The sequence below is a fragment of the Burkholderia anthina genome, assembly GCF_001547525.1.
Lineage (GTDB): Bacteria > Pseudomonadota > Gammaproteobacteria > Burkholderiales > Burkholderiaceae > Burkholderia > Burkholderia semiarida.
The window spans coordinates 1,376,986-1,390,538 of sequence record NZ_LNJP01000003.1 but is presented as its reverse complement, the minus strand read 5'-3'; the positions used below and the strand labels follow the sequence as shown (position 1 = coordinate 1,390,538).

General features: G+C 64.0%; 6 protein-coding genes. 2 read left to right on the top strand and 4 right to left on the bottom strand.

The window, feature by feature from the left end:
• Nucleotides 1–32 precede the first annotated feature (32 nt).
• The 3 genes from WS64_RS33645 to WS64_RS26255 all read right to left on the bottom strand — a co-directional run bounded on the left by WS64_RS33645 (nt 33) and on the right by WS64_RS26255 (nt 10,381).
• Entirely contained in the window at nt 33–290 is a 258-nt protein-coding gene (locus WS64_RS33645; protein ID WP_081103927.1) for a hypothetical protein, read from the bottom strand.
• Nucleotides 287–9,466, bottom strand: a complete 9,180-nt coding sequence (locus tag WS64_RS26260; protein ID WP_155720480.1) for a hemagglutinin repeat-containing protein — start codon at nt 9,464–9,466, stop codon at nt 287–289. Before WS64_RS26260 ends, WS64_RS33645 begins: the two co-directional genes overlap by 4 nt.
• Before the next feature lie 438 nt (nt 9,467–9,904).
• Nucleotides 9,905–10,381 carry an OsmC family protein gene (locus WS64_RS26255; RefSeq protein WP_060968182.1) on the bottom strand — a complete coding sequence of 159 codons (477 nt, stop codon included), beginning with the start codon at nt 10,379–10,381 and terminating at the stop codon, nt 9,905–9,907.
• A 130-nt stretch (nt 10,382–10,511) separates the two neighbouring features.
• Between WS64_RS26255 and WS64_RS26250 the strand changes: the two genes are divergently transcribed.
• The gene (locus tag WS64_RS26250; RefSeq protein WP_059581559.1) at nt 10,512–11,153 is read left to right on the top strand and encodes a GntR family transcriptional regulator; all 642 of its coding nucleotides are present in this window, start codon (nt 10,512–10,514) and stop codon (nt 11,151–11,153) included.
• 26 nt (nt 11,154–11,179) lie between these two features.
• Here WS64_RS26250 and WS64_RS26245 read toward each other — a convergent pair whose 3' ends face one another.
• Entirely contained in the window at nt 11,180–12,205 is a 1,026-nt protein-coding gene (locus WS64_RS26245) for a LacI family DNA-binding transcriptional regulator (RefSeq protein WP_059581555.1), read from the bottom strand.
• Nucleotides 12,206–12,393: 188 nt separating this feature from the next.
• On the opposite strand from WS64_RS26245, the gene WS64_RS26240 reads away from it, so the two are divergent.
• Nucleotides 12,394–13,551, top strand: a complete 1,158-nt coding sequence (locus WS64_RS26240) for an ABC transporter ATP-binding protein (RefSeq protein ID WP_060968181.1) — start codon at nt 12,394–12,396, stop codon at nt 13,549–13,551.
• Nucleotides 13,552–13,553 lie beyond the last annotated feature (2 nt).

The following is a 13,553-nucleotide window of genomic DNA, read 5'->3' as shown; positions in this document are numbered from 1 at the left end:
CAACACTGTCAAGATAGTCATTTATACAATCCTCATTTATGGCTATCTTCCCGGTATGTCTTCTTTGCTTTACGCCACGCCGAACCGCCAAATGGTTTAATCTTAAGCATATGCGCTCGACTAGAAATACCGCCAAGCGCCATTGTCGCAAAGCCAAGGATGAATGCCCCGGCTCTGATCCATCGGGGCATTTGGTCAAATCCAAGCCCCCCCACAGCCACGGCTAAGCCAATCAAGAAAAGTACAACCCTCAGCCACCCTGCGAAATTACCATCTTCGATTAGTCTCATTTCTTTCCCTTGTCAGCGCTCGGACCGAAAATAGAATTCAGCTGCTGTCCAACCCAGTTGCTGATCGTTGTTGAGAATGGTTGCTTTTTTATGACTTCGGATGTGCCATTGATGACCAGCGACGCGATAGGCATTTTATCCCCAACCACTTGACCACCCAGTGCCAAAGCACCCTCGTAAGTGTATTGACCTGCATTGGGACTTACCAGTTGGGACACGGCGTCAGCACCGATACCTACAACCGTCGCTCCGTATGCAATTGTTCCAAACGCTGGAGCAAAGGGTGACGGCACGGCAGCCCCAGTTGCCGCAGTTGACGAAATCCACCCTGCGGTGTTCGACACCATCGACGCCATATCCGCAGTCGTGCCCTTCACATAGTTCGCATCCGACTGGTCGAACTTCGTAAACGGTCCCGTTATGTTCCAGCTTCCACCGCTTCCGTTGGGAGCATAAATAACGCGCGGCACGTCACCCGCCGGGACCGATCCCGCATTCGTCGCGATGTATGTCTGCAATTCCGGATTAGGCTGTGCTGTAAGCTGCGTGAGAATCGTTTTCCCATCACTGGTCGTGCCGCCCGACACCCATCGCGCCCCCGAATCGGTGGGCAACTGACCAATCAGCGTCGCTGGCGCACCCGACTCGTTCGTCCCGTTCACGTTGGCGCCCATAATACGCATCTGGTCTTCGATCTGCGCTTGCGTGTATTTCCCCTTGCTTTTATCGGCGAGCTGCTTCGCGAGCGTCTTGTCTTCGGCATGCAGTTGACGGTTGAACCGATCAACGTTGTACCCCGAGAACGCTCCCGCCTCACCTCCTACAGCGGCGCCCGCACCTGTCGCAAGCGCGTTCGCCACGATGTTGCCCAGCGCCTGATTCATATTGGCATTGCCGGTCGGATCGCTGCCGGCGATCGCGCTGCTCAGCTCGTTCAGCTTGCCCGACGCGATCGATGCAATCGCCGCGCCGGCAGCGCCACCGACCGCGTTGCCGCCAGCCAGTCCCGTCACCAGCGCCGCGCCGGCACCTTGCATCAGTGAGCGGTTCGCTCCACCTTCCTTCCACGCTTCGACGCCGGCCTGGTCACCGTTCGCGGCGGCGTCTTTCATCATCTTGTCCGCGTAATCCCCAATCCGGCGCGACACCGCTTCGCCGGCCGCGCTGGCTGCCGCCATCATGTCCGACTGATTGGCCAGCAGGTTCTGCATGTCGGGGAGTTTGGCGACCGTACCGTTCGTATTCGTCGTGTCGCGGTTCAAGCCCGCCACATCCTGCTTCTGGTTTGCCGAATCCGTAATCGTAATGGTCCCCGCACTCACGCCGCTCTTCGTCGTCGCGCTGTCGCTACCGCTGTCGTTTTGGCCAAGCATCGGCGCAGCGCCGCCTGCATTCTTGCCCGACGTGCTGCCGTGCGTGCTGTAGTTCATCCCGCCGTCGCCGGCCGTCGCGCTCGCACTGAAGCCGCTCGAGCTCGCGTCGTAGTGCGACTGGTTCTGGATGTCCGAGAACGAGAGGGAACCCGTCGTCAGCGAATTCTTCGACGCATCCGCGCTACTCGCGATCAGCCCGCCTTTCAGGTCGGTATTGCCGGTGACGTTGATATTGAAGCCGCCGTCGCCCGCGCGAATACCGGCTTGCTCGTTGACGCCCGCATAGCTGCCCGACGCATTCCCCTTGCTCTGGCTGAAGCTCGCGCTGGCGCCACCCTGACTGATGCTGAAACCGCCACCCGAACTCGACTGATGCGCCGCGCTCGACAACGTGTCCTGGACGCTCACAATGTTCAGGTTCCCGCCCACATCGGCATTCACCTGGTTGCCGTTCACGTTCGAGCCGATGATATTCGTATCGCCGCCCGAAATGATCGTCACGCCGTTTGCCGCATTCACGTGACTGTTGTTCTGCGTGGCCAGATCGCTGTTGCCGTCGCCATTGGCTTTCGACATCGCCGCCGAGATACCAAAGCCGCCCGTGCCGACCGACACGCCCACGCTCGCACTCTTCGAGTCGTTCGTACTGCGCGTCGAATCGGTGTCCGTCGTATTGACGATATTGACCTGATTCTTCGCCGCCAGAATCACATCGCTCGCGTTCACGTTCGAGCCGGCGATCGTCACATTGCCGCTGCCCGGCTGACCGTTGCCGGTTGCCGCAAATGCCACCGTTCCGCCGGCGTTCACATTCGAGCCGCGATTCGTCACGCTGTTCTCGGTAAACGCGCTCTTGCTATGGCTGCTGCCGACGCTGAGTTCGACCTTGAACTGAGGCGTTTCGCCCGCCCCCAGCGCCCGGACCACATCGCCCGCAGCCATGTTCGCATCCCACGCCGCGCTCGCCGCGGTCATCCCATGCAACGCTGCCGCGCGACCATCCTGGCTATTGCTGGACGCACGCGATTGACCAACGGCGTTCGATACCGCGTCGATCACCGGCGCCTTCAGCGCCAGCGTCAGGCCGCTCTTCGACACTTCCTGCGTCTCGCCGTGGTGGTTCTTGTCCTGCGCGGCGTCGATCGTAACGTTCGCGCCTGTCCCGCTGAGATTCTTCGCCGCGATCAGGTCGCTGCCGGTCACGTGCAGATCGTTGCCAGCCGCGATGCTCAGGTTGCCGTTCAGTGAGCCGATCGTGCTGGCGTTGTTCGACACCTCGGCGCTCTGGTTGGTTGTCTTCAGCGAACTGCTGCCCACCGACACCGACAGTCCGCCGCCCGACATCAGCCCGGATTCCTTCTTGTTGTAGTAGCTCGACGACTGCAAGGTATCCTGCGACGTCGTTACCGTTACGTTACGCGCTGCCGTGAGCGTCACGTCATTCGTTCCGACGATGGTGCTGCCCTGAACATTGACGTCCTTTCCACTGACGATGTTCGCACCGTCCGCTGATACCAGACTACCCTGATTCAGCGTCATCGTCTGGTCGATCCCGCTCGCGACCTTCACGCCGCTCACGACGTTGCTGTGGCTATGCGTCTCGTGTGAGTTCAGCTCATGCGTTTCGGTCGCTGCGCCGATATTCACGTCGCCGGCCGCCATCAGGTTCGCATTCCCCTTGTCGAGGCTAACCGTGCTGCCACTGATCGTGAGATCCTTGCCCGACGCAATCGTGACCGTGTCGCTGCCTTTAAGCGTCGTCCCGGTCAGCGCCTGATCCGACGTGTGCAGCGTCTCCGCGTAACTGCCGTGACTATCGCTGCCCGAACTGTTGCTGTTCACGGTCGACGTCGCGCTCGCTGCGCCGAGCGTGACGTTGCCCTTGGCTGCGATCGCCCCGCCTTGGCCGAGGTCGATCTGCGCACCCTTGGCCGTTAGATCTCCGCCGACGCCAATCAGTGAAGCACCGCCAACCTGCACAGTGCTGCCGGTGACCTTGTTGATGTCGGTATTCGACACGCCGTTCGCGCGCTGCACGATCTTGTGCTCGCCGGTCTGGACCGCGCCGAGATCCCAGTTGCCGCCGACATTCATCCCGAGATTGCCGCCGACCGACACGTTGCCCGCGTTCTGCTGGAAGTTGCCGCCCGTCGTGATCGACGCATTGCCCACCACGTCGAGTTTGGCGGTCGGCCCGAGCGTCGTCACCACGCTCGTCGCGCCGTCCCGGCTCACGCGCGTGTTCGTCTTCGTCGCCGTATCGAGAACCAGGTCTTTCCCGGCATCCAGCTGCAGGCTGCCAGCCTTCACGTTGGCCGACGTCAGATCGATGTTGTTGTCGGTCTTCAGCGACATCAGCCCACCGCTTTGCAATGCGCCGAACGCGTTGTCGATCTGCTTGCCCTGGATCTCCAGCGTGTTGTCGGCCTTGATCGTGCCGCTGTTCGTGAACGACTGCGCATTCTGGAAATCGATGTTCGTCGCGCTGATCAGCGGGCCGTTGATATTCTGCTGATTCGCCTGCGCGAGATATACGACCGGCACCAGCACCGACTGGCCGTCGACCACGCGCGTCTCCATCATGATCACGTTGCCGGTCAGCTTCGACACCTGCCCGGCCGACAGGCTCGCGCCCATGGGAAGATCGAGCCACCTCGACAGATCCGCGCCTGCCGTCATCAACGACTGATACATCGTCTGCAGGTCCGCGTACGGGCCGAGCACCGCCTTGCCGGTCAGCGCCGTCAGCTGGTTGCGTACGAGCTGCTGTTCATAGAAGCCGTCGCCGAGCCGCTTCGGGATATGCGTGAGGTCGACGCCGAGCTGTCCGAAGAAGTAGTCGCTCGAAATGAAGTTCTTCTGGTTCGTGAACGCCGGGTTCGTCTCGATCACGTAGCTCGCGTTCGGCGCGGTGGTCGGCTTGAACAAGCCTCCTTGCGGAATGGTGAGGTTATTCAGGACGTTCAGCGCCGTTGCACTGGCGATGATCGGATCGACCGGCGCCGGCGGACCGCCGTGCACCGACGACGCCCCCGATTTCGCGCCGCTCGCGTTACCGCTCAAATTGGCGGGCGTGAGGCCCGGCACCGACTGTCCCGGCAACAAGCCGAGCGACGGAATCGATGTGTTGGCCGCCGAGTTGTTGACGCTCACACCCGTACCCGAGATCGTGCCGTTGGAACTCAGCGTCGAAAAATAGCCCGGCAGCGTGTAATCCTTGATCGACGCCGGCGCCGCCTGCGTATAGCCACCCGGGCGCCCCGTCACGAACGGCGCATTGCCGAACGGCAGTTGCCAGTCGTGTTCAGTGTTGTCGTAGTTGTTGTAGTGGTATTGCCCCGAGTAGGACACCGTCACGCCCGGCAGTTTCTGCCCGGTCGCCGCCCAGCCGTCGGCGTCGTAGTGCCCCGGCACCTTGATGTCGCCGACCGCCGCGATATTGCTCCAGTAGTTTTGCAGCGTGCCGACCGAAGATGCGTCGATCTTGCCGCCCGACACGATCTGCGCGGCCGGACTGATGTCGGTCACGGTCGTCGCCGTTGCGCTGTCGGCATAGTACGTCGTCTTCTGGTAGCCGCTATTCCACTGCCCACCGTGAGGTGGATCGGTCGGAACCCCGCCCACGAAATCCAGAAAGAGCTCTCGCTGTTCGGGCTTGCTCAGGTCGACCCAGTGCACGTCTCGGCCGGCACAGGCATCCATGTACACCGCCACGCATCCGGACATGCTGATGCCGAACTGCGCGAGCAGTGCCGGATCGATCTGGCTGGTGGACGTCTTCATCACGCGGCGCGTGCTCGTCACCTTGTCCGCGTGCAGTTCCATGTCGCCGCTGGACTGGATCAGCGCCGACACATTGTTGACGAGCCCCGCGTTCGTGTAGTTGCCGCTCGCGTCCTTGCCGCCTCCCAGTACGACTTTGCCCATCCCGAAGATGGCGGTCGTCGCCATTGAATCGGTCGCAGTCGTGTCGTCGCGGTTTTCGATGTCGCGTGCGAGGATTTCGAGCGTGCCGTTGCTGTCGGATGCGCCGATCAGCGCGGTCGGGCCGAGGTTCGAGATCGTATTGACGGCGTTAAGCGACGCGCTGGCGCCCACGAGCGCACCCGTGTTCGTCAGATTGATCGATTGCGTGTGCAGCAGGCCGCCGGCAGTCAACGCGCCCACGTTGACGATGTTGCCCGCGTTGACGCTCAGGTTGTTGACCGATTGCAGGTTCGCAATGTTCGTGAAGGTGCCGGGCAGCGTGAAGGCGAGATCGTGCCCAACGTTGAACTGCGTATCGGACGCCGCCGTGTAGTCGCCCTGCAGGTTCACGTTGGCGTCGTGCGTTGCGCTGTACGTGCCGCCGTCCAGCAGCGTGGCCGCCGACACCGACAGATCGTGCGTCGAGCTGATCTGTCCGTTCGTATTCGTGATCGCGCCGGTCGTCGTGACGTCCACGTCGCCGTTCGAATTCGTGACGTTGCCGATGGTGCCGCCGCTGTTGTCGAGGGTGTTGCCTTGTACGTGCAGCGACGCGCCGCTGAGCTGCCCGCCCTGCGTGTTGCTGATCGATGCCGCGCTGACCGTCACGTCGCCGTTGCCGGTAATAGCGCCCATGCCTGATACACCTCCGGCATGGCTGTTCGCGATCTGGCTGCCGCCTTGCACCGTCATCTTGCCGACGCCGAGGTCGACAATGGCGCCGTCCGCGTTGTCGATCGACGCGGATTGAATGGCGAGCGTGCTGGTGTCGCTCGGAGTCGATTGCCCCGCCTGGATGTGCCCGCCGCGGTTTGACAGAGCGCCACCGTTCTTCAACGACAGCGACGCGTCCGATTGCAGCAGGCCCTGTGCGTTGTTCACGTCACCCGCAATCGTGGCGTTGATACCGCGCTGCGCGGCAAGAATACCGCTCGCGTTGTTCCAGGAAGCCGCGTTGACGATAGCTTGTCCCTTCGTCACGATGGTGCCCGACGCGTTGTTCAGCGCGCGGGCGCCATTGCCCGGTGCGATCGTCAGCGTGCCGGTGCCGGCATGCGTAATGGTGCCGCCCGCGTTGTTCAACTCGGCCGGCTCAAGCGTCAGATCCGTGGCATTGGTCTGGATCACGCCGGCGGCCGAGTTGTCGAGCGTGCCGCTGACGTTCATCCCCATCGCCGACGATCCATACTGCGTGATCGTACCGCCGTGATTCACGAGGTTCGCGGCCGTCAGTGCGAGCTGATTGGCTTCCAGCTTGCCACCGCTGTTGTCGAGCGTGGAATCGGTGAGGACCGACAGGTTCGGTGCGACGACTGAGCCGCCCTGATTCGTCATGGAGCCCGTGCGGAGCGTCGCATTCGTGCCGGCACCGATCTGGCCGCCGTCGTTCGCGAGCGTACCGCTGGTGACGCCGAGATCCGTATTCGACAGCAGCTTGCCGCTCGCATTATTCAGCGTACCGCCGACGGTTGCCGTCAGTCCGTTCTGCGCGTTGAACGAGCCCGACGTGTTGTTCAGCGTACCGGCTTGCGCGACCACGCGCCCGTTGCTCGCGATTGCGCCGCCGACGTTCGATACCGAGCCCGAACCATTGCCGAGCGTCAGCGTGCCGGTTCCAGCATGCGTGATCGTGCCGCCGTCGTTCACGAGTGCCGTCGGCGCGAGCGTCAGGTCGGTACTGTTCGTTTGCAGCGTACCGCCACTCGAATTGTCGAGCGTGCCCGACACGTTCACGTTCATCGCGCCGGCGCCGGTCTGCGTGATGGTGCCGCTGTGATTCACGAGGTCGGTCGCGGTCAGCGACATCTGGTCGGCCTGCACGGTGCCGGCGCTGTTGTCGAGCGTCGTCGCGCTGACCGTGGCCGTCTGACCAACGATCGAGCCGCCGTTGTTGATCAAGCGCGCGCCCGCATCGACCGCTATCTTTTGCGCAGCCTGCAGCGTGCCGCTACCGTTGTCGACCGACTGGCCCGATACCCGCAGATTCGTGTTGGACGTGATCGCGCCGCGATTGACAACGTTTGCGCCTTGGACCGACACATCGCCATTGCCGCCGATCACACCGCCTTGCGCGCCGTTCGCGGTAGTGCCCGCCGCATTGATCAATTGGCCGCTCGTCGTGACCGAGAGGCCGTCTGCGTTGAGCGACGTGATCCGCCCCGCCGTGTTGTCCAGTGACGCGCCGGCCACCGTCATGCCGGCCGCGCTTTGAATAGTGCCCTGGTTGTTCGCGATATCACCGCCACGCAGGTCGGCCGTGCTTTCGGATACGAGTTCGCCCGATTGGTTGGCGATCTGGCCGGCGACATTCACCGACAACGCGCTCTGTGACGAAACCTTGCCGCTCTGGTTCGAGAGGGCACCGCCGGTCAGCGTCGTGCTGCCGCCGCTCGACAGGTTGCCGTGATCGTTGATCATCGTGCCCGAAGCATTCGCGTGGACGTCGCCTTGCGCGCTCGTCGTTGCGTTCGACAGGTTCATGTCGCCGGCCGTCGCGTTCAGCGACAGATTGCCGTTCGCTGCCGTCTGGCCGCCGGCAAGATTCACGCTGCCGCCCGTCAGCGACGCGTTGCCGCCGGCCACATTCTGGCCGGTTGCGCTCAATTGGCCCGACGTCGAGACGTTCAGGTCGCCACCGCGGCCGACGGAGCCATCGTTGTTCACACCCGCGCCGAGCGTACCCGTCGAATTGACGGTGCCGGCGTTCACAGTCGTATTCTGTTGCGCCGCGAGTGTGCCGGTGTTCGTCAGATCGGCGACGGTATTCACCGACGCCGACTGTTGCGCGTACGTCGTGCCGCTGTTCTGAAGGCCACCGGCGGCCGACAGTGCGAGATTGCCGCTCGCCGTGGTCTTGCCGGTCAGCACGAGCCGGCCGTTCGATTGCAGCGTCAGGTCACCGGCCTGCGCCGCGATCGTGCCAGCGTTGGCCACCCCGACACCGAACTCGTTGGACGCCAGGAAGATCCGATTACTATACATACCGCCTAACTGGCTCACGTCGATCGCGACTGACGGAGCGGGGCCATCGCCAGCGATCGGCGTCGCGGCAAGCGTGTCGTGATTGACCTGATTCGTACCGGCGATCACGTTCATGTTCTTCGCGTAGACCGCCGCGTTCACCTGTACCGCGCGAGCAATAAGATCCACCTGATCGGTACCGGTTGCATTCAAACCGGCACCCGAGACGGTCACGAGCCCGCGGTTGACGTTGTAACCGGCGAGCGAACCATCGGCGCCGTAGTACGGCGCGCCCGTTGTGAGGGTTGCGCGACTGGTGTTGATGAAGGACGCGCCATCAAGATAAATGCCCGACGGATTCGCGAGGACGAGTTCCGCCCGGGAGCCGGCGATCTCCAAAGCGCCACGAATTTGGGAAGGATTCGGACTGTTGACCTGATTGACGATGATCCGCGCGGCCTGCCCGGCGCCGAAGTTCGGGTTGCCGTTGATCCAGCCCGCCTGCTGCGTCTGAACCATCGTGGCCGAGTTGTTCAGGATCGCGCCAGCCTTTTGTACGTCGAACTGGTTGTAGGTGTTGACCGAGACGCCCGCATTCGACGGTCGCGCCACGTTGACTTGAGGCAAGCCGTTCGGCGTCTGGATCACGTGCGTGCTGGTGCCCGGCGTCGGCACGATCTGCGCACCGGATAAGGTGGGGAACATGCCAAGCGCAGCAACGCCCGCTGCTACGACGTGCACACCGGATATCGACGAGCGTCGACGTGCGCGCACCTCGGCTGTTGCGGATTTGCCCTCGGCGGTCGCCGTCTCCGCGACGGCCACCACGATACCCCGAAGCCTGGAATACACCAGGCGATGCGTATTTTTGTTCACTCTCGTTGACGCGGCCCGCGTCCATTCGTTGGATTATCGAGCGTGAGCGTACCAAAGCACTGGTAAATCACTGTCAACAATTGCTAAGCCGTTGAAGAAACACCACAAATTGTGAATTTCGGATGCGTCTGATTGACATGCGCCGTGGACATTTCCTGTCAGATACGTAAGGCATACTGACGGACAATCGGACTGACTTTTCGCATAAATTTTGTTTTCCGATTTCTCTCGCACGACTCCCGTCCGAAAATAATCGTTATCGTATGCAGTCAATTAAACAAGAGGCATTCGACATCGATGGCGCGCCCGTAGCCCACTCGGTCACAATAAACGGGCGTATATCGGAAGCACGACTCGCGTCGCTATCCCGAGCGTCCATGCAGGCGCATTGATCTGCTCGAAAATGTCCGCCTACGAACGAGGACTGATTGCTCCGAGCTAGGCTGCCTCGACCTCGATCACCGGCTCGCACCGAATAGGGAAGTTCACCGAGTTCGCCACGTAGCACTTCGCATGCGCATCGTGATGCAGCCGCTCGGCGAGCGCGCGATCGTCGCCCGCCCGGATCATCACCCGCGGGCGCAGCACGATTTCGGTGAAGCGCCCCGCTTCGGCGCTGTCGACCATCGTGCCTTCCGCGTGGTCGACATAGGCCAGCACGCGGATGCCGGCCTCGGCGCACAGATGCAGATACCAGAGCTTGTGGCATGCCGATGCCGACGCGAGCAGCAGATCTTCGGGGTTCCAGCGCGCGGCGTCGCCGCGGAACGCCGGGTCCGACGAACCGGGGATATCCGGCTTCGAACCGGCCCGGATCACATGATCGCGGCCGTACTCGCGATAGCCGGACGTGCCGGTGCCGCGATTGCCCGTCCACTCCACCGCGACGCGATACCGGTGTTCGCCAGATGCCATTTCGCTCTCCATTGATGTTGGTTGCCCCACCGGGCCGAACGCCGTTGCGTGCAGCCCGTCGATGGTCGCCATTGTGGCACTGGATGGTCGTTTGGTATACCATTATTCCAAAATCAACGAACAGGCACGCATGGAAGCCAAACTCGACTCCACGGCGGACGCGATCGCCGCGTCGCTGCGCGACATGATCATCAACGGCGAACTGGCGGCCGGCGAGCGGCTCGTCGAGCGCGACCTGGCCGAGCGGTTCGGCATCAGCCGAATCCCGATGCGCGAGGCAATCCAGCGGCTGGAGCGCGAAGGCTTGCTCGATATCTTCCGGAATCGCGGCGCCGTCGTGCGGATGCTGAGCGCATCGGACGTGCAGGAAATCTATGATCTGCGCGTGCTGCTCGAAGGCGATGCAATCTACCGCAGCGTGAAGCGGCTCGACGACGAAACGCTCGCGCGCGCCGAACTCGTGCATCGGCTGCTCGGCGATGCAACCGCGCCGCGCCGGCAGGGCGAGCTGAACCGTGAATTCCACGCATTGCTGTATTCGTGCTGCGGCAACGCGCGGCAGTTGAAGTCGATCGCCGAACTGCGCGGCCAGGTCGAACGTTACGAGCGCCTGCAGGCCACGCTGCTCGCGGACACACCGTCGTTCCAGGTCGAGCACGAAGCGATTCTGCAGGCATGTCGCGAACGCAATGCACGCGCGGCACGCGCGATGACGGTCGCGCATCTCGAGTCGGCAAGAAACATCGTGCTGCGGCTCGTCGAAGGCGGCTGAGGCGGCACACCACCGCCCGCGCCTCGCTATGCCGCGTGCGGTACCGGCCCGGTCGTCCCGCGCACCGCCAGCGTCGGCGGTGACGCGACCCGCACGCGCGATGCGTCTCCGCCCTGCCCGCCCGCCTCGCGCAGCGTATTGAGCAATTCGACCGCGAGGCCGGCCGCCTCGGCGGTCGGGATCGCGACGGTCGTCAGCGTGGGCCGCGTGTCGCGGGCGAGATGGATGTCGGTGATGCCGACGATCGACAGATCGTCGGGCACGCGCCGGCCGCGATCGGCGGCCGCATGCATCGCGCCGATCGCCGGCAGGTCGTTGGTCGCGACGAGGGCGGTCAACCGCGGGTGCGCATCGAGCAGCCGGCCCGCCGCACGCAGTCCGCCTTCGATCGAATCGTGCTCGGCCGCGACGATCGATGCGTCGAGCCCCGCGTCGCGCATCACGTCGACGAAGCCGTCGTAGCGCGCCGCCTGCACGCCGCTCGCCGCGCCGCCGACGATCACGCCGATCTTCTCGTGACCGAGCTCGAGCAGATGCCGCGTCGCGATCCGTCCGGCCTCGCGGAAATCGATCGCCACGCACGGCAGGCCGTCGGGCGGCGCGTCGGGCCGCTCCCACAGGCACAGCACGACCGGCACGCCGCGCCGCGCGACGTCGAGCAGATCCGGCAGGTGCAGGTTCGCATTGGTCACGAGAATCCCCTCGGAGATCGTGCCGGCGATCTGGTCGAGATACGCGCGCCCCTGCAACGGGTCTTCATTCGTATTGCAGACGATCAGGAACTGCCCGTTGCGGCGCACCGCGCGCTCGACCGCCAGTGCGAACTCCGGATAGAACGGGTTCGCGATACTCGATACCATCAGCGCGACCGTCGGCGCACGGCCTTCGGCCAGCGCCCGCGCGGCGAGATGCGGCCGGTAGCCGAGCGCGTCGACCGCTTCGAGCACGCGCGCCCGCGTCGCGTCGCCGACCCGGCCGCGGCCGCGCAGCACGTTCGATACCGTCGCGGCCGTCACGCCGGCGCGGCGCGCCACTTCTTCCAGTGTTGCCATCGTTTGCCCACTATATGAGACGTCGATCCAGTATTTGCTTCGCTCACCGAAGCGGCGCACTATCGCCGCACACCTTGCCGCCCGACCGACGGGCGCGACTCGGCCGCGATCGCATCGCCTCTTTTTTGATCGCGATGATTAAGCGCTTAATCAAGCAGGATGGCGCATTAAAACATGGAGCGGAGACAATGGCGAGCATCTCGATGCGGCGCGTGCAGAAAGCCTATGGCGAGCACGCGCCGGTCATTCGCGACGTCGATCTGGAGATCGGCGCGCACGAGTTCTGCGTGTTTCTCGGGCCGTCCGGGTGCGGGAAATCGACGCTGCTGCGCATGATCGCCGGGCTCGAGGATCTGAGCGCGGGCGAGCTGTCGATCGACGGCCGCCGCGTCGACGACGTGCCGGCCGCCGAGCGCGGCGTCGCGATGGTGTTCCAGAGCTACGCGCTGTTTCCGCACATGACGGTGTACGAGAACATGGCGTTCGGACTGAAGCTCGCGCGCGTGCCGAAGGCCGAGATCGACCGGAAGGTGCGCGACGCCGCGCGCATCCTGCAGCTCGACACGCTGCTCGAGCGCAAGCCGAAGGCGCTGTCGGGCGGCCAGCGGCAACGCGTCGCGATCGGCCGCGCGATCGTGCGCGAGCCCGGCGTGTTCCTGTTCGACGAGCCGCTGTCGAACCTCGACGCGGCGCTGCGCGGCCAGACCCGCATCGAGATCGCGCGGCTGCACCGGCAGTTCGAGCGCGCGAGCGTCGTCTACGTGACGCACGACCAGACCGAGGCGATGACGCTCGCCGACAAGATCGTGCTGCTGCACGCCGGCGCGGATACCGCGCGGCACGGCAGCATCGCGCAAGTGGGCGCGCCGCTCGACCTCTATCACCACCCTGCCAGCCGCTTCGTCGCCGGCTTCATCGGCTCGCCGCGCATGAATTTCCTGCCGGCCGTCGTGGCCGCGTGCGACGCGCATCGCACGACCGTTACGCTCGTGCCGTCCGGCGAAACCTTCGTGCTGCCGCGAGACGGCTCGGCGCTGGGCGCCGGCGCCGCCGTCACGCTCGGCATCCGCCCCGAACACCTGACGCTCGGCGCCGCGCCCGACGCGACGACGCTCGCGCGCGACGTCGCGCTCGTCGAACGCCTGGGCGAGCAGACCTACGTGCACCTCGACCAGCCCGGCCAGCCCGACGCCACGCCGCTGATCGCGAAGGTGCCCGGCGACGCGCAGGTGCGCACTGGCGAACGCGTGCACGTGCACGCGCCGGCCGCGGCCTGTCATTTGTTCACCGAAGACGGCCGCGCGGTGCCCGCGCGCGCCGACGTTCACGTTCACCACTACGCATAAGG

Coding starts and splice junctions, on each gene's coding strand:
- WS64_RS33645 (WP_081103927.1), bottom strand. CDS start 290: ATGAGACTAATCGAAGATGGTAATTTCGCAGGGTGGCTGAGGGTTGTA.
- WS64_RS26255 (WP_060968182.1), bottom strand. CDS start 10,381: ATGGCATCTGGCGAACACCGGTATCGCGTCGCGGTGGAGTGGACGGGC.
- WS64_RS26250 (WP_059581559.1), top strand. CDS start 10,512: ATGGAAGCCAAACTCGACTCCACGGCGGACGCGATCGCCGCGTCGCTG.
- WS64_RS26245 (WP_059581555.1), bottom strand. CDS start 12,205: ATGGCAACACTGGAAGAAGTGGCGCGCCGCGCCGGCGTGACGGCCGCG.
- WS64_RS26240 (WP_060968181.1), top strand. CDS start 12,394: ATGGCGAGCATCTCGATGCGGCGCGTGCAGAAAGCCTATGGCGAGCAC.